The following is a 17446-nucleotide window of genomic DNA, read 5'->3' as shown; positions in this document are numbered from 1 at the left end:
CACAAGGTGGGGCAATTGAACATCTGAGCATAGTATGAGGCTGGATTGAGGAAAAGGATGAACTACGATGAGACGGAATTGAACCTGGAGGTGAATAGATGAAAAAGATCATATTGACTCTGCTTTTGTCCCTCTTTGTCATCCGAGCACGGATGATTTGAAGATCATAAAAAAACAAAGAAGCAAGCCCAATTCAAAACACACCTGTGATCCTGAGCCGCCTCTCATAGCACCGGTGCCCCCCCCCCCCCCCCCCCCGGCCCAAGACCGGCTCAGTGAGCCTTACATGCTCTCCAGAGGGGATATTCCCAGGGTCTCCAGGGTGGCTCGCAGAGCATTTCTGGCCCCCCTGACCAGAGCCAGCCTGGCATCCCGGAGTTCAGGGGCGGCATCCAGCACCGGGCTGTAGCGATAGAAGAGATTGAAGCTCTCTGCCAGTTCACGGGCATAGGTGGCCAGTTGATGGGGCTTCAGCTCCCGCGCTGCTCTGTCGATGACCAGGTCGAACTGGGCGATCTTCTTGATCAGGGCGACCTCGTACTCGCTGGTCAGCAGATCGATCTGGAGCTCTTCTTTCAAATCCGCTTTGCGCAGGATGCTACAGGCGCGGGCATGAGAGTACTGGATGAAGGGGGCAGATAGCTTCTCGAAGTCCAGGGCCTGTTTCCAGTCGAAGGTGGTGGCCTTGTCCGCGGAGACACGAACCACATCGTAGCGCACTGCGCCACTGGAGACCTGCCGGCCCACCTCCTTCAAAAACTCCTCGCTCTCATCCGGCCGGCGGGCTTTGACCTCAAGGAAGGCCTGCTTCTCCACCTCATCCAGCAGCTCGTCTGCGGAGATGAACTTTCCCTTGCGGGTGCTCATGGAGCCGGTGGGCAGGGATACGAACTCGAATATCACCACCTCCGGCTCGCGGATTCCCAGCAGGCGAAGGGCAGCCTTGAGCTGTCCGGAGATCAGTTTATGGTCCGCTCCAAGGATGTTCACCACACGATCGGAGTGGGCCGACTTCCAGCGGTGATAGGCCAGATCGCGGGTGATGTACAGTGTGGTTCCATCGCCCCTCTTCAAGACCAACTTCTTCTTAAAACCGTATTCGCTCAGATCCAGCTGAAGCGATCCCTCCTCCCAGGCCACCAGGCCGGTCTTCTCCAGCCGCTTCAGGATCTCGGCCACACTGCCATCCCGCACGAACTCCGACTCCCAGTGGTAGTTGTCGTGACGGATGTTCATCCTCTCGAGGGTCTCCTCAATTCCGCTGATGGCATAGCGGACGGCAGACTGGATCTTGGCGGTGATCTTTGGATCTCCTGCCTCATAGAGCTGGATCACCCGGTCAGCCTCCTCCCGGATGGCGGGGTTCGTCTCCATCTCCTTATTGGCAGCGATGTAGACCCGGGCGGTGGCATGATCGGCTTTGCTATCATCGAGCTGGAAGTGATCGCAGCCCACCACCACCATCGCCTCCTGCCGGCCCATATCGTTGATGTAGTACTGGGCGTCGACGGTGCAGCCCGCCCGGCGGAGTATTCTGACCAGGGTATCGCCGATCACTGAGTTTCTGATATGGCCCACATGGAGCGGTCCGTTTGGGTTGGCGGAGGTGTGCTCCACTATCACCCTCTCTCTCATCCTCCCAGTCCAGGCGTCATCGGCCAGGGCCTGCTCCAAGACCGTGTGCAGGAACTTCTGGTTCATGAAGAAGTTCAGGTAGGGGCCGGCAATCTCCACTTTTTCCACGTTGCAGTATTCTGAGCAGATCGCCTGATAGATCTCTTCTGCTATGGCAGCCGGGCTCTTTTTCAACACCGGTGCCAGGCGGAAGGCGACGGAAGAGGCCAGGTCGGCCTGAGGGCAGAGATCAAGCCCCAGGCTGTTTATGCCCTCCTCTACATTGAAGCCGCAGCGATCGAGGGCGCCTTTCAGCAGGCCCTCGACCTCGCTCATAAAATCAAGAAACATGTGAACACCATGATTAGATCTGAGTTCAGAGAAAGGATGAATCGATATAAGGATTACGTTGGCGGGCATATAGAGCCTCTAATGGGATATTTAACATAGAATTGTATTTATAGAAGATTTATTCATATGGGATGAATCGTCGCTTGGAACTGGCAAAGAGATAATTATCCTATATGGCAAAATCAGGGCCATGAGGCCTCCATATGCTGGATCGAATCCTTCTGCTTAAAATAATCTTAATGGCGGCAATCATCCTGAGAAGGATATCAGATTGGTCACTGATTTAACTTTCCTATAACTATGTATATTGAACGGGCTTTAGTGCCAAAGGAGCTAAAATTATGCATGATGAACTCTTGCCAAAATTGCCGAACCAGCTTGTAGGAAATATTGGTCTTTTCTATGTCTGCTATGTACTCTCAAGAGAAGGTTGGAATTGCCTGCCAACCAGCAGAAATGCTAAGGGGATTGATTTAGTTATCTACAGCCAAGATGCTAATAAAATGCATACCATACAGGTGAAGACGCTGACAAACTTAAATCCTGTTCCATTTGGCCGTTCAGCAAACCTGATGGCAGAATTCTTGATAGTTTGTGTATTAAATAAAGGGTCCTGCGCTACATTCTCACAAGGAAAATCTCGGGCACTTCGATGGGACATTCATAAAAGTTCAAGACTGGAAAAAAAATGGACTCCGGAAATGAATTATAAACTTAACTATTGGGGCCACGGCTTCTGCACAATTCAAAACAAAAAAGCAAAAAGGATGTCCATGCAAAAGCTCGCCCCATATGGCTCATGGAAGTCGCCCATCACCTCTGATATGATCGCATCCGAGACAATAGGCCTGGAAGAGGTCGCTTATGATGGCCAGGACATCTACTGGATCGAATCGCGCCCTACAGAGGGTGGAAGATATGTCATCGTGAGAAAGAGCCCTGGAAAGGAGGTAGAGGATATTACACCCGCCCCCCTCAATGCCAGGACCCGGGTGCATGAGTACGGCGGAGGGGCATACACGGTCTTTGCTCGCACTCTCATCTTCTCCAACTTCGCCGATCAACGGCTCTACCGCCTTGACCAGGGCTCGGCCCCCTGCCCCATCACCCCCGCCGGCGGGCGCCGATATGCCGACGGGGTGATCGATGCCCGCTGCAGCCGCATCATATGCGTCTGCGAGGATCACCGCCTGCCGGGCAGAGAGGCTCTCAATACCATTGTGGCCATCGATCTGGATGGCGAGGTGGAGATGCAGGTCCTGGCAAAGGGATATGACTTCTACTCCTCTCCCCGCATCAGCCCGGACGGAAGAAGGCTGGCCTGGCTGGCCTGGAATCATCCCCAGATGCCCTGGGATGGGACTGAGCTGTGGACGGGCGAGCTGGAGAAGGACGGCTCACTGGGCGCCGTGGAAAGGGTGGCCGGAGGGTCCGAAGAGTCCATATTCCAGCCGCAGTGGTCGCCTGACGGCGTCCTTCACTTCGTCTCCGACCGGACGGGCTGGTCCAACCTCTACTGCTGGCAGGACGGCCACGCCCTAGCCCTCACCGATATCCAGGCGGAGCTGTCCAGGCCCCAGTGGCGATTCGGCTTTTCCACTTATGCCTTTCTCACCCCTGACCGCATCATCTGCACCTATGCTCAGGACGGAATCTGGAAGCTGGCCCGCCTGGACGCATCCTGCCTGAAGATCGACCCAATAAAGACGCCCTTCACTGAGATCTCCTATCTTGAGGCCTGCCGGGATCATGCCCTCTTCATCGCCGGCTCTCCCGATCTGGCCACCTCGGTGGTGAAGCTTGATCTCTCATCAGGCGAGATCGAAGTGCTGCGCCGCTCGGGGCGGGTGGATGTCGACCGGGGATACATCTCCCGGCCGGAGGCGATAGACTACCCCACCGGGGGCGGCCTATTGGCTCATGCCTTCTTCTACCGGCCGAAGAATGCTGATTTCCAGGCCCCTCCCGGCGAGCGGCCACCATTGCTGGTAATCAGCCACGGCGGCCCCACAGGAGCAGCCTCCAGCGCCCTTAACCTGATGATCCAGCACTGGACCAGCAGGGGTATTGCAGTGCTTGATGTGAACTACGGCGGCAGCACCGGCTATGGCAGGGCTTATCGAGAGCGCCTCAAGGGCAAATGGGGGATAGTTGATGTCGATGACTGCGCAAATGGAGCCGCCTTTCTGGCAGAAAGGGGCGATGTAGATTCCGAACGCCTGATCATCCGCGGCGGGAGTGCCGGCGGGTACACCACCCTGGCCGCTCTTGCCTTTCGCAGTACCTTCCAGGCCGGGGCAAGCTACTATGGGGTGAGCGACCTGGAGGTTCTCGCCCGGGAGACCCATAAGTTTGAATCGCGATATCTGGATGGCCTGGTGGGCCCATACCCCGAGCGTCGCGATATCTACCGGGATCGCTCTCCCATCCACTTCCCGGAGAAGCTCTCCTGCCCGGTGATCTTCTTCCAGGGGACTGAGGACAGGATCGTCCCCCCCAATCAGGCCAGGATGATGTTCGATGCCCTGCGAGCCCGGGGCCTGCCCACTGCCTTAGTCGAGTTCGAGGGGGAGCAGCATGGCTTCAGGAGGGCAGAGAACATCAAAAGGGCCCTGGATGCGGAGCTGTATTTCTACTCCCGGGTCTTCCGCTTTCAGACTGCTGACAGCATAGAGCCAGTGCCGATAGAGAACTACTAGCGGCTCATATCTTCAAACATCTCTTTTTCTCTATCGTTGATAAGCTATAATAGCAATGAGACACAATTTTATAAGGAGGTGTCAAACTTGAAATCCATTGCAGCGCTCCTGCTGCTTATGCTGCCATCTCTCTGTCTGCCAGCCGCCCTGGCAGCAGCCGATGGCTCCTCTGTCGAGGCCACAACCGCCATCACCCTTCCTGTGGACTCCGTCACCATCTATCCTGATGGCCTGATGACAGTCAAGAGGACAGGGTTGTTGGATGTGACTGAGGGTGCCCACAAGTTCGTGGTGAATGTGCCGGATAAGGCCGATCAGAGCTCAGTTCTCCTCTCTGTGAGCAATGCCAGCATCGAGAGGGTGGTCTATGAGGCCGATCCCATCTATACACTGAACATATCCTCCCCTGGATCGCAGAGATTCGATCTGAGCTATCTCATGTACCGCTCTGCTGCCTGGAAGCCCATATACGATCTGCACCTTTCAGAGGATCGGGTGCTGGTGAAGTCCAATGCCGTGGTGAGCAACCAGGGTGGAGAGGATCTGAAGAACGTGCGCCTCAAGCTGGTGGCCGGCTTATCTTCGGATGTGACCGTCTATCCCGCCCCCAGGGCTGCTGCCAATGCTGAAGGTGCCAGTTATGTCATGAAGGGGGCGTTTGAGGCTAAAGCCGCCGGGGATCTTCCGTCCACGGGAGAACTGGAGACTCTCTATATCTTCGAGCTGGAGGGACGGAAGGATCTAGCTATGAACAAGGAGATCGGCTTTCCCCTCTTCGAAGAGGATTCTCCGCTGGTGAGGATCTACACCTGGGATGCCAGCTGGCAGCCTGAAGGCCCGGCGGATGAGGAGATCCGGGTGAACAACACCCAAAAGAGCCCCTGGCCGGAGGGGAGGGCTATGCTCTACCGGAATGGCGAGTACGTCTCCACCATCCAGATGCCTTACACCCCGGCGGGCACCAATGCCTCCATTGTGGTTGGAACCTCTGCCGATCTGAAGCTGGAGCGAAAGCTCTCCGACTACAATAAGACGGAGGAGATCAGGGCGGTCGGCTCTCCGGAGGGGAACCGCACTGTCAAAGAGATCATCCAGACCTGGAGCTACCGATTGAAGATCAAGAGCAATCTGGACAGGGCGGCGACTTTGGAGGCGATCGATTACGTACCCCAGGAGGCGGTGGTGGTCTCGATCTCGCCCCAGCCGGATGAGAGAACAGCCACCACTTTGAAGTGGAAGCTGGATCTGTCGCCCCGCCAGGAGACGGAGATCAACTATGCCTACCAGGTGAAGACGACGGAGAGCCTCAAGGAGGCATAAGGACACAATTCGGCTGCAGGCCTCTCTTAGACCTCTCCTTTTTCGAGGCCTTCATCCCCTTTTTTGTCTATTGCAAGTGAGTTAGTTGCAGAAGCTGAACGACAGAGATGAAGCTCTTCTCTGAGGATTCAGGGATTGTATCGAAGGCCGGGGGGGCTGATATGTAGTTTGCAGGCATTCGCAGTATGAGGGCTCAATCCAGCGGCCGATTTGGTCCAATATCCTCAGAAGGTATGCTCTCGAAAGGATAAAATGCTTGTAGGTCTTTAGGCCGGAAAGAAGGAATATTCATGAAGGTTCTTGTCAGCGATTCTTTAGCAGAGGAAGGCGTGAAGAGACTGCAGACTGGTGCAGATGTCGATGTCATCACCAACCTCTCCCCGGAGGAGCTCATCCAGAAGATCGGAGAGTACGATGCCCTGGTCATCCGCAGCGGAACCAAGGTGACAGCAGATGTCATCAATGCCGCCGGGAGGCTCAGGGTTATAGGCAGAGCGGGCGTGGGCATAGACAATGTGGATGTAGAGGCAGCGACGAAGAAGGGGATCATCGTTCTCAATACACCGGGTGGAAACACCATCTCCGCAGCCGAGCACACCATTGCCATGATGCTGGCACTGGCCAGGAACATCCCCCAGGCCAACTCCGCTCTGCGCCAGGGGGAGTGGAACCGGAAGAAGTATACGGGCGTCGAGTTCTTCAATAAGACCCTGGGCATCGTCGGGCTGGGCAGAGTGGGGGCAGAGGTTGCCTCTCGCATGAAGTCCTTTGGAATGCAGATCCTGGCCTATGACCCATTTGTGACTGAGGAGAAGGCTCAGCACATGGGACTGACTCTAGCCCCCTTGGAGACAGTTCTGCGAGAGGCTGACTTCATCACCGTCCATACTCCCCTGACCAATGAGACCCGCAACCTGATCGACGAGGATGAGTTCAAGATAATGAAGGACGGGGTGCGGATAGTGAACTGCGCCCGGGGAGGGATCATCAACGAGGCTGCCTTGGCCCGTGCAGTGGCCGAGGGAAAGGTCGCCGGGGCAGCAGTCGATGTCTTCACCAAGGAGCCGCCAACCGGCAATCCCCTGCTGGAGCAGAACGGGATCATAGCCACTCCTCATCTGGGAGCTTCCACTGCTGAGGCCCAGATCAATGTCGCCTTGGCGGTAGCGGACCAGATCCTGGCCATAGCCAGAGGCGGACTGCCCACCAATGCCATCAATATGCCTGCCATATCCCCTGAGGCCCTGGCGGTCATGGAGCCCTATATGGTGCTGGCCGAAAGGATGGGCTCTCTGCTCGGGCAGATGGTGGGCAGCGGCTTTGAGAGCCTGGAGATGATCTACAGCGGAACCCTTGCTGAGAAGGATACCAGGCCGGTGACCATCTCCGCCATTAAAGGCCTGCTGGAGTGCCTGATGGGAGCAGATAGCGTCAACTTCGTCAATGCCTCAAGGATACTGAAGGATATGGGCGTAAAGCTGCTGGAGAGCAAGACCGAGTCGGTCAATGGATACAGCAATGCCATAACCATGAGGCTGGGAAAGAAAGGGGTTATCAATATGGTTCAGGGGACGGTCACCGGAAACAAGGAGAAGCGTATTGTGCAGTTTGATGCCTACCGGACCTTTATTCCCACTGAGGGCGATATGGTGATAGCCGTCATCGATGACAAGCCGAATATCATCGGCCCCTGCTGCGTTGTCCTGGGCGAGGGCAATATCAACATCGGCTCAATGCATGTGGGGCGCATGGATGAGGGCCAGCCACAGCTTATGGTATTGAGCGTCGATCAGATGGTACCCGATGATATCATGAAAAGGCTCCTGCAGGTCCCTGGGGTGAAGAGCGCCAAGATGGTGGAGCTGTAATCCGGCTTTGGAGTGCTGGGCAGCAGAGGGCTGCTGAGCCCGGCGGGAAAAGCCTGAGGAGAGTGCAAGCTCTCTCCCCGTCTCTTATTGAGGGCGAACGCTTCTTATTTCGGGCGAAGATAGGATATATCAGTGAAGGCGGAGATAGGATCTATTGAGATGATAGCAGATGCATCAGAAGCTCTGGAAAGGGTGAGAAGGGATAAGCCTCTGGTACATCACCTGACCAACCTGGTCACCATTTACGATTGCGCCAATATCGTCAAGGCCTTTGGAGCCTCCCCGGTCATGGCCCATGCCATAGAGGAGGTTGCCGATATGGCAAGGATGGCCTCTGCTCTGGTCCTGAACATCGGCACCCTCGACACTGAGTTCATTGAGGCCATGCTCCTCGCTGGAAAGAGCGCCAATGAGAAAGGGATACCAGTGGTCATTGATGTCTGCGGCGCAGGAGCGACCAGGTACAGGGATGAGAAATGCCTGCAGATCCTGGATGAGCTCGATGTGAGCATCATCAAGGGCAACTCATCTGAGGTCGCCCGTATCGCCGGGGAGGATGTCAAGACCAGGGGCGTTGATGCTGTAGATACCGGAGCCGACCTTAAGGAGGTGGCCGGATCTTTGGCCAGGGAGAGGGATTGTACTGTGGTCATCACCGGCAAGGACGATATTGTGGCCGATGGGAATCGAGCAGTATGGGTGCATAACGGCCACCCCATGATGGCCGATGTGGTGGGCACAGGATGCATGGCCACATCGGTGATTGGGACGTTTGCCGCTGTCGAACCGGACTATGTTGCCGCTTCTGTCTCCGGGCTGGTCTGCTTTGAGGTGGCAGCGGAATTCGCCGCTCTGCTGGCAGCGGGACCGGGATCTTTCAAGGAGCACCTTTATGATGCCGTCTACAATATGGATTCCCGGATCGTAAGAAGTATGCAGAGGATTGAAGGGTGAAAGGATATTATTTCATAACCGATTCGGTACTGAGCCGGGCGGGAAACATCAGCGATGTGATAGAGGCTGCTGCCTGCAAGGTTGAGGTGGTCCAGTACAGAAATAAGAGTGCTGAGACCAGGGAGATGTATGAGGAGGCCCGGCGTCTGAGGGAGATCTGCCAGGACCTGACCTTTCTGATCAATGATAGAATAGACATCGCCCTGGCGGTTGATGCCGATGGCGTCCACCTGGGCCAGTCGGACATGCCCTGCACCACTGCCCGCAAGCTTCTGGGGGGGGAGAAGATCATAGGGGTGACCGTCCACAATTTGAGAGAGGCAGTGGAAGCAGAGAGGCTGGGAGCCGATTACCTGGGGGTCTCGCCCATATTCCAGACGATGACCAAACCCGATGCAGGAAAGCCGGCAGGCCTATCTCTGATCGAAGAGATTCGCCAGCAGGTCGAAATTCCCCTAATCGCCATTGGGGGGATCAATCTCCTCAATGCCCCTGAGGTCATCAGAGCGGGAGCAGATGGACTGTGTGCCATATCCTGTGTCGTTGGCAGCGATGATGTGAGCGCCCAGATCAAGAGGTTCCAGGATCTGTTCTGAAGGCTGTAATGATATCTGGTGGCCTCTATCTATCGGGCGGGATTCGCTTGGCATCTACCTATTGCCTCAACATCTTTTTGAGATAATTCTTCTCCCGCCACTTCAGCAGTGCATATATGATCAATCCAATCAGTCCACTAATCAAATTGCCCAGGAATATCCAGAGCTTGATCCACGGAGTTCCTCTCCAGGTGTTAATATCATGGCTGCTTGCCATCTGTATGGCTATGAGCAATAAGTAGGCCGAGACAGGCCAGGACAGAACTTCCAAAATATAATATTTGCTCGGAGAAAATCCCAATAACAGGTTTCCAATACCGACTGCAATCCATAAGACGATGCCCATGTTATTCCTTTTTTTCCTTATGAACCCCAGTCCATCTGTATATGTTCCGCTAAATCTCTCTTCCGGATCCATATTATCTGGTTCGATTTTTACCCCTCCATTACATATCGGATCATATTTGGCATCTTTTTAGAAATTATAGGATATAAAGTCTTTGAATGAAGATCGATATCTTGGGAACAGAGGTTGTCCATCGATAATAAAACGACTCATTCTCGGCAATTCACCGGCCCCAAAGCCCATAATATAGGCTATGGGCCGTTTCTTATAGCAGTGGCAGATGAAGTTTGAGCTTGATGGAATCGGAATGCGAAATATCAGAGTGCAGGGAAAACATGCCCGAGAGGGATATTCTGGTCAAATGAGCATTCAATAAGGCCTAATTCTTCAGCAGGCCGAATGCCAATCCATATCGATTCACGACCGGCATTTGCTGAAGGAGGAAAAGGCAAAGGCCTTAAGTGGATTGAGAAATAGCGACTAATGGAAGAACGGAAATGGTATCTTTAGATTCTCTTCCTCATCTTCCCGGCTGCTACCTCTTCCGGGATAGCCCCGAAGAATGGGGCAATATCATTTATGTAGGCAAAGCCAGGGACCTCAAAAAAAGGGTGGCCAACTACTTTCAAAAGCAGAACCATAGTCCGAGGATGGCAGCCCTGGTGGCGGCGATAAAGGGAGTGGACTTCATAGTCACCAACACTGAGGTAGAGGCACTGCTCCTGGAGAACACCCTGATCAAAAAGCATCAGCCGCGCTATAATATCAAGCTCAAGGACTCCTCCCGTTATGCCTCCATCCATCTGACTGATGAGCAGTTCCCCAGGATCAGAATCTCCCGCAAAGGCCAGGGCCAGGGCTCATTCTACGGGCCCTTTGTATCCGCCAAGGAGAGGGGCTTTGTCTATCAGATCGTTCGCAAAGCCTTCGGCCTGCGCACCTGCAGGCGCCTTCCCAAAAGGGCCTGTCTCCGCTATCATCTCGGCCATTGCTCAGGCCCCTGCATAGGCAAGATAAGCAAGAGAGACTATCAGGCAAGGGTAGAGCGGGCCAAATCCGCCCTGAGCGGCAGGACGGCGGAGCTGATCGGCTCTATGAGAGAGGAGATGGCGATCCGGGCTGGGCGGCAGGATTTCGAGCGGGCCATGGAGCTGCGGGATGAGATCAATGCACTTGAGCACCTTCAGGAGAGGCAGAGGGTGGAGCAGAACCGCAAGTACGACCAGGATGTCCTCAGCTATTTGATAGATGGCGAGAGCGTCCACCTTATGCTCTTCAAGGTCTATCGGGGCACACTGACGGGAAAGGAGGAGTATCAATTTCCCTCCAGCGACGACTTCTTAGAGGAGTTTATTGTGCAGTATTACTCTGAGAACGAGCCCCCAGAGGAGCTGATCGTCTCGGAGGCCATCGACGGCTCGCTGGTGGATTTTCTCTCTCATCTGAAGGGAAAGAAAGCTCGGGTCACCATCCCCAGGCAGGGAGAGAAGAGAGAGCTTCTCCTGCTGGCGGAAAAGAACCTGGAGATCAGTGTCTTTGGCGACCAGGCCAAGCTGGTCTCCCTCCAGGAGGCATTGCGCCTGCCCAGGAAGCCCGAGGTCATAGAGTGCTTTGATATCTCCCATCTGGCCGGCTCCTTCGCTGTGGGCTCGATGGTCCAGTTCCGGAAGGGAAAGCCGGACAAGACCAACTATCGCCGCTTCAGGATCAGGGATGTCCAGGGAGGAGATGACTTCGCCTCCATCGCCGAGGTGGTGCGCAGGCGTTACTCCCGTCTGAAAAAGGAGAACAAGGAGCTTCCTGATCTGATCGTCATCGATGGGGGTGCAGGCCAACTGAGCTCCGCCCTGAAGGAATTGAGGGAGATGAGAGTTAAGGTTCCCATCATATCTTTGGCCAAAAAGGAGGAGGAGATCTACCTGCCCGGGCTGGCCGAGCCCCTGAATATCAAGAAGAGTGAGAGAGCATCCCTATACCTCCAGGAGATAAGGGATGAAGCGCACAGATTCGCACTGGCCTATAACAGGCTGCTGAGGAAGAAGGCATTATCTGAATGATATGAAAACAGGTGCGGCTGCCGGGATTCGAACCCGGGTTACGAGCTTGGGAAGCTCATGTCATAACCGCTGGACCACAGCCGCTCCTTCTTGCAGACCTGCCAGGTGCTTTCCATTCTCAGCTTCCCATATTTAAATCGATCTCCTCTCTCGCTGGCCTATCGCATCCTTGCCTGTCCTTGCCTGTCCTTGCCTGCCCTCGCCTGCCCTTGCCTGCCCTTGCTTGTCCTTTCTCATCCTTGCTCATTCATGCTCCCGCCCGGGGCAGGGCAATGAGGCTCTCTGTGCACCCGCAAGCCTCTGGTGATATCCTCTGTGACTGTGATGGCTCCAGATGGGCTCAGATCTGCATGCCCCCCTTGGCCTGAAGCTCTCTTCTTCTCAGGATGATGATGTCATCGGGCTTGACCCCCTCGAACAGCTCCAGGCCCTCCACCACCTTTCCAATATGATTGACCCTGGAATAGGGCTGGGTCTGGCCAAAGAATATGCATAGCGCTGGCCCGGGCGACCAGTAGCAGATATCTCCTGCCTGCGATGAAGGTGATGGATTCTCATCTTTCAACGGCATAGGCAGATCGAAGTAGACCTCCTCCCCCCAGAGGATGGCCCGCCCCTCTATGGGCAGAGCCTGCCATATGGCCTCTCTGATGATGGGATTGCGCTCATCCAGCTCTGCCAGAGCCTCTCCCTTGCCCTTGACCTCGATTGTTATTGATCTCATAGAACCCTCCCCATCCCCTGGAACCCTCCCCATCCCCTAGAACCCTCCCCATCCCCGACCCTCCCCCTCCCCTCCCCCCCAGCCCCCCCTCCTCCCCAGGAACCCTTCCATCCTCATAGAACCCACCTCATTCTCTCATTCCATTTGACTGGAGACACTTTCACCCTGCACGGCCAATCTATTCATAGCCACCGGTACTATCATCAGTTAGACCGCCCGAGCCTAAAAACCCCTTTTTACTACTCCCTGCGGGCGGGTCCATCCCCTTTCATCTCTGTCTCAATCTTATATGCAGGCGGTCAGAGTAGTTTACCCCCAGCCTCAGGGCCAGGTTCCAGGCATCTATGGCATTTTTCATTCCCTGCTCGGCACCATAGGCCATTATCCATACCCTCTCCCGGTCAAGGGTGGATATGAGCTCTGTCAGCTCCTCATCCCTCCAGCACCAGTCCGGCTTGCCCAGGACGAATTTGAGGTGGACATTGCTCTTGCAGGCCCAAAAGGGGAGGTTGCAGTTCGATCCCCTCTTGGGGCTGATCACTGCACAGTGAATCCTCTCCAGGATCTTCTGGGGAATGATATTGGTGCCATTGCTCTCGATATGTATCTCCAGCCCCAGGCGGTGAAGGCCGCCGATCAGATCCCCCAGCTCATCCATCTGCAGTGTCGGCTCTCCCCCGGTTATGATCACCCTCCTTCCTTCCTCCCCCTCAGCCCTCTCCAGCAGCTCGCGGACGGAGAGGTCAAGGGATGGCTTAAGATCGGTGTCGCATCCCTCGCACCTCAGATTGCAGCCCGAGAGCCTGATGAAGAGAGCCGGCCTTCCCATGGCCGGTCCTTCGCCCTGAATCGAACGGAAGACCTCAATCAGCCTCATTCCATCAAATCCTCATCCATTGGAGGCTTTTCTTATAAACTTATATAAATATATTAGCACTATTGGCGGTGACCAAAAAACATATAACCTTTGATTGATCATCATTTATTGTTATATTTTTAGCTACGGAGTCTGGGGATCATGATAAGGATAGGAATCGAGGTCAGCCGCAGAAAGCTGCTCAACGACCTTTTAGACAACCCTGGCCGATACTTCTTTATTCTATCTGAGGGCGGCCGGGCTGCATTGTGCATACAAACCTGCGACTCTCAGGGAGATGATGTGAGAACGCATATGATCGACGGCCTCGCCCTGACCGAAGAGAAGGAGTTGAGATCTATTTTCGATGACGGGATCAACGATTCTATTTTAACAGGCTATGAATGGAAGAGGCAAACCTCCTGGCAGAAGGAGTATCCCATATCCCCGCGCCTTGAGCATACTCTCCGCCGGCTGCCAGACCTGATGGACTGGATCATATCAAAGATGCTGACGCGCGAGAGAAATCTGGTCATCTATCCCTCCTGGATCGATCATTGATCCTCTGGGAGATCGATCCACAATCACCTGTCAAATCCATTCTCGAACTCTCCTCTCATTACTGCCTCCTCTCCCTCACAGGAGCCCTGCACCCGACCGATCAAAATATATGTCCAGCAAGAGAGAGTACTGGCGGATGAGGCAATTGGCAAGAAGAGGAAAGATCCCCCTTGATCCTCTCCAGATGGTCTGGACGGGCAGGCGCAAAGCAATGCAGTGCACTCTCATCATACTCATCATACTCTTCATTTGTGCATTGGGGGCACCGGCTGCAGCCCAGATGGGCTGTGCAGAGGCGCTGGGAGAGGGGCTGCTGAAAGGAGCTGCCGCCTCATCTGAGCATCATTCGCCTGCTGTCAATTCTTCATATAACAGCTCAGTTATTCATCTTCAGCTATTCACCCAGAGCAATAACAGCGATTCGTCCGTGAGGGTTATAGCTGGCAATGGATATTATTCGTCAAATCCCCTGGCCCTATACTCTCCCCTCTCCAGACGAACTCAGGTGCTCAACAAGGGCTCATCTGCTGCCTCATTGCATCACCTCATCCAGTCCGCTCAGGCGATCTCAGGCTCATCGGAGTACACAGTATCAGAGAGAAGCTACCGGGGGGAGGACTCCACCAGGACGGCCTCGACCTCCATTGGCATGCAGATCGATGAGACTGTCACTGAAGGGAAGATGAGAATTGGCGTTTTTCAGGCCGATCTATCATCTGAGGATGAGACGGGCCAGATCGCCGGCGGCAAAGCAAGCAAGCCCTGGAAAGATCCGGCACTGGAGATGGAAGAAGAGTACATCGGCACATTTCAGATAAAAAAGAATATGACCATCAAAAGCAAGCACATCATCAAGAGGGAAGAGCTAGGTTGGCTGGGCCATGAGAGCATCTATTTGAGCTTCATTCCCCCAGAGACTAGGCCGATCAGGGCAGATGATCTCTTCAATTGCCTCAAATACAATTGAACTGAAAAAAGATAGATGAGCGATCTGAATCACAGTCGATATAGATCACTGTCGATATCGATATAGATCATGACCAATCAGGATCCAATCTAGCGAGATCATGGGCGATTGAGATCATGGACGGTTGCAGTTCCAGGCTATCCAGTCCCGATCTCGCCACCTATGAAAGGCTCAGGGCCAGCTATTTGGATCTCACACGCTCAGGCTTATCGGCATCAGGACCTGGTCTATCAGGTAGATAATTCCGTTATCGTATCTCTCTGATCCCGATACCCTGGCTGTGCCCACATAGCCTGTGCTGCTGTTTATGGCCAGTGATTCTCCCAGCAGGCTCTTGACAGAGCCGGATTCAGTCATATTGACAAGATCCTTAGCCTCAATCATATGATAACTGAGCAGGTCTGTCATTCCCATATCCCTCTTCTTGACTGCATCGATGGTGGATCTGGAGGCATCAAATGCTCCATCGCTGGGGGCAAATACAGTAAAGGGCCCCTCCGCCAGGGTTGTTATTCCCATCAGCCCCTGGCCGTTCAGCCTCTCCTCCAGCCCTTCAGCGACAATGGCAGAGGCGAAATCCTTCGCTCCCAGCTCCTTTGCCGCCTCGGCTGCGCCTGCCATGGAGCTCTTCTTGGGCATGAGAACTCTGTCTATCACATAGATGATGCCGTTATCATATTTTGTGCTCCCTGTGACATTGGCCCCATTGACCTGCAGGCCATTGGTTCTGTTGATGCTTAGGTTCTCTCCCTGCAGGGTCATTGCGCTCTGCAGATCGGAGATATCCTCAAAGTAGCCGCTATTCCAGACTACATGATAGGAGAGCACCCTTCTCAGCTCCGTCTGGTTGTCCATAAGGGCATTCATATCTGCATCATCAACAGCGGCAAAAGCCTCATCGCTGGGGGCGAAGATCACAAACGATCCGGGGCCGATGAGAAGAACCCCCTGATTGTCAAGTGTACTGGCAAGGCCGATGCTTTCTGCCAGTTCTGAGAACTCCGTCAGGCCCATCTCTCCAGCGACATCCAGAACGCCATAAGCAGTTGTATTATTTTGCGCGAGACATGAACCCATGCAAAGCCATCCTGCAATGAACAACAGGCTCAGGAATATCCAATTTTTTCCTGCCATATCATAACCTCCACTCATTTCGTTGAATAATTTATCAACTGGCTAAAAGATAAACCTTCTGCATAGCCGAAATATTCAATACTGATAGACTGGTTACCGGAAGGATGTGCTGCCCCTCAAGAACATCTTAGCTCTATCGCTGGCCACGCTGCTCTTAGCATTCACTGCCGCCGGCCAGGTACCACTCATAGGAGGGGGAAATGAGGATCTATCCTCTTCCCTGCATATCTCCAATCCAGCAAAGCTATGGGCGATCCATGCCGTCTTGGAGAACGGAACGGCTCATTATTTTGACTTTGATCTCAAAGAGGGGGCTCGAATCCATCTTGAGCTGCTCAAATCCACAGATCCGGAGGATGAGGGCTTCCTCCCAAAGCTGCTTTTGATAGGGCCGGGCATAGAGGGTAAAGGGAGCTCATCTGCCCTGCAGCCAGAAGGCAATGCCTCCTCTCCTTTTGCCAGCTCTGTAGCTCATGAGGCCCTGAAGGATCTGGGAGTCCTGGAGGCTGAGGGAAGGGAGGAGAAGGCAACCTATGAGCCCTTCTGGCCCAGCAGCCGCATAAAACTGGCAGAGATCAACATCTCTGCACCCCGGACAGGGCGGTATTATGCTGTGGTCTATGAGAGCAACAAAAGCGGCAGAGGAGAGAATGCATCAATGGCAGCTGCATCAGCAGCAGAAGGGGCAGCCGGCGGAAAAAGGGGCGGGCACTACAGCCTGGCGGTAGGATACCGGGAGGAGTTCAGCTTCACCGATAGGATGATAGCTCCAATCCGGATCGCATCGGTCTATATCTGGGAGGGGCAGAGCCTTACCATGATCCTCATCCCCTATCTGGTGGCAATAATTGCCGGTTTTCTCATATACTGGCGATCAAGCCGCCGCAGCCCGTTCAGTCTGACCGGAACTCTGGCCGGCTTTCTGTTCCTCGGCACCAGCTCTCTGATCCTCACTCAGATGGTCTTCAGCCTCACCCGCGCTCCTTTTGGTCCAGAGATCTATATCACCATGGCCACAGTCCTCTTCCATGCAATTCTCGGGGTGGCCTCCATCCGCCTGGCCAGGGGAGAGGCAGGAATACTGCAGAGATCTCTGTTGGCAGTGATTGGAACCATAGCCCTTCTGGGAGGATCGGGAATGATCCTGGGCCCAATTCTGGGAATTGCAGCGAGCTTCCTTCCTACCGCCAGGAGAGGGCCGGCATCAGGTGATCTGCTCTCTGAAGGCTGATACTGCTTTGTCATTCTCGCTCTGTCTTGCAGGATATCGGATATCGAATATCGAATATCGGCTATCGAATATCGAATATCGAATAGCGGCTATCGAATATCGAATATCGAATAGCGGCTATCGAATATCGAATGTCAGAGATCGGTTTGCCTTGGGCAATGGACTGCC

Annotated in this window: 15 protein-coding genes and 1 tRNA gene; 9 read left to right on the top strand and 7 right to left on the bottom strand. The window is 54.3% G+C overall.

Features of this window, described 5'->3' with window-relative positions:
- Positions 1–282: 282 nt before the first annotated feature.
- Positions 283–1965 carry an arginine--tRNA ligase gene (argS, locus tag IPI63_RS10900; protein ID WP_292478403.1) on the bottom strand — a complete coding sequence of 561 codons (1683 nt, stop codon included), beginning with the start codon at positions 1963–1965 and terminating at the stop codon, positions 283–285.
- A gap of 767 nt (positions 1966–2732) precedes the next feature.
- Between argS and IPI63_RS10895 the strand changes: the two genes are divergently transcribed.
- The 5 genes from IPI63_RS10895 (at position 2733) to thiE (ending at position 9402) form a co-directional block, all read left to right on the top strand.
- Positions 2733–4664, top strand: coding sequence for a S9 family peptidase (locus IPI63_RS10895; RefSeq protein WP_292478402.1), 1932 nt, complete (start codon positions 2733–2735; stop codon positions 4662–4664).
- An 87-nt stretch (positions 4665–4751) separates the two neighbouring features.
- Positions 4752–5984 carry a DUF4139 domain-containing protein gene (locus IPI63_RS10890; RefSeq protein WP_214064936.1) on the top strand — a complete coding sequence of 411 codons (1233 nt, stop codon included), beginning with the start codon at positions 4752–4754 and terminating at the stop codon, positions 5982–5984.
- A 290-nt stretch (positions 5985–6274) separates the two neighbouring features.
- Complete coding sequence (gene serA, locus IPI63_RS10885) at positions 6275–7852, top strand: phosphoglycerate dehydrogenase (RefSeq protein WP_214080017.1); 1578 nt, start codon at positions 6275–6277, stop codon at positions 7850–7852.
- A 159-nt stretch (positions 7853–8011) separates the two neighbouring features.
- Entirely contained in the window at positions 8012–8806 is a 795-nt protein-coding gene (gene thiM, locus IPI63_RS10880; protein WP_214064950.1) for a hydroxyethylthiazole kinase, read from the top strand.
- On the top strand, positions 8803–9402 hold the full coding sequence (thiE, locus tag IPI63_RS10875; protein ID WP_214064934.1) for a thiamine phosphate synthase: 600 nt from the start codon (positions 8803–8805) through the stop codon (positions 9400–9402). The genes thiM and thiE overlap by 4 nt, the downstream gene beginning before the upstream one ends.
- Positions 9403–9460: 58 nt before the next feature.
- Here the strand turns inward: thiE and IPI63_RS10870 are convergent, their stop codons facing one another.
- Positions 9461–9820 carry a hypothetical protein gene (locus tag IPI63_RS10870; RefSeq protein WP_214064933.1) on the bottom strand — a complete coding sequence of 120 codons (360 nt, stop codon included), beginning with the start codon at positions 9818–9820 and terminating at the stop codon, positions 9461–9463.
- A gap of 425 nt (positions 9821–10245) precedes the next feature.
- On the opposite strand from IPI63_RS10870, the gene uvrC reads away from it, so the two are divergent.
- Complete coding sequence (gene uvrC, locus IPI63_RS10865; protein WP_214064932.1) at positions 10246–11805, top strand: excinuclease ABC subunit UvrC; 1560 nt, start codon at positions 10246–10248, stop codon at positions 11803–11805.
- A gap of 12 nt (positions 11806–11817) precedes the next feature.
- On the opposite strand, the gene IPI63_RS10860 is transcribed toward uvrC, so the two are convergent.
- From IPI63_RS10860 to IPI63_RS10845, 4 genes are all read right to left on the bottom strand, one after another.
- A tRNA-Gly gene (locus IPI63_RS10860) sits at positions 11818–11889 on the bottom strand.
- 34 nt (positions 11890–11923) lie between these two features.
- Positions 11924–12052, bottom strand: coding sequence for a hypothetical protein (locus IPI63_RS10855; RefSeq protein ID WP_292478401.1), 129 nt, complete (start codon positions 12050–12052; stop codon positions 11924–11926).
- A gap of 93 nt (positions 12053–12145) precedes the next feature.
- The gene (locus IPI63_RS10850) at positions 12146–12529 is read right to left on the bottom strand and encodes a cyclophilin-like fold protein (protein WP_214064931.1); all 384 of its coding nucleotides are present in this window, start codon (positions 12527–12529) and stop codon (positions 12146–12148) included.
- Positions 12530–12797: 268 nt separating this feature from the next.
- Positions 12798–13406 (bottom strand): 7-carboxy-7-deazaguanine synthase QueE, encoded by a 609-nt coding sequence (locus IPI63_RS10845; protein ID WP_292478400.1) that lies wholly within the window; start codon positions 13404–13406, stop codon positions 12798–12800.
- Between the two features lie 141 nt (positions 13407–13547).
- Here IPI63_RS10845 and IPI63_RS10840 point away from each other — a divergent pair, with 141 nt between their 5' ends.
- Both IPI63_RS10840 and IPI63_RS10835 read left to right on the top strand, forming a co-directional pair.
- The gene (locus IPI63_RS10840; protein ID WP_292478399.1) at positions 13548–13946 is read left to right on the top strand and encodes a hypothetical protein; all 399 of its coding nucleotides are present in this window, start codon (positions 13548–13550) and stop codon (positions 13944–13946) included.
- A gap of 136 nt (positions 13947–14082) precedes the next feature.
- A complete protein-coding gene (locus IPI63_RS10835) occupies positions 14083–14913 on the top strand; it encodes a hypothetical protein (RefSeq protein ID WP_292478398.1) in 831 nt (276 codons plus the stop codon).
- A 192-nt stretch (positions 14914–15105) separates the two neighbouring features.
- On the opposite strand, the gene IPI63_RS10830 is transcribed toward IPI63_RS10835, so the two are convergent.
- Positions 15106–15990: a fasciclin domain-containing protein gene (locus tag IPI63_RS10830; RefSeq protein ID WP_292478396.1), complete on the bottom strand. Its 885-nt coding sequence runs from the start codon at positions 15988–15990 to the stop codon at positions 15106–15108.
- 163 nt (positions 15991–16153) lie between these two features.
- Between IPI63_RS10830 and IPI63_RS10825 the strand changes: the two genes are divergently transcribed.
- Positions 16154–17278, top strand: a complete 1125-nt coding sequence (locus IPI63_RS10825) for a hypothetical protein (RefSeq protein ID WP_292478395.1) — start codon at positions 16154–16156, stop codon at positions 17276–17278.
- Positions 17279–17446 lie beyond the last annotated feature (168 nt).

Origin of the sequence: Methanothrix sp. (genome assembly GCF_016706325.1) — an archaeon.
In the GTDB taxonomy this organism is placed as follows: Archaea; Halobacteriota; Methanosarcinia; order Methanotrichales; family Methanotrichaceae; genus Methanothrix.
The sequence above is the reverse complement of the archived record's forward strand: the minus strand, read 5'-3'. Positions and strand labels throughout refer to the sequence as shown.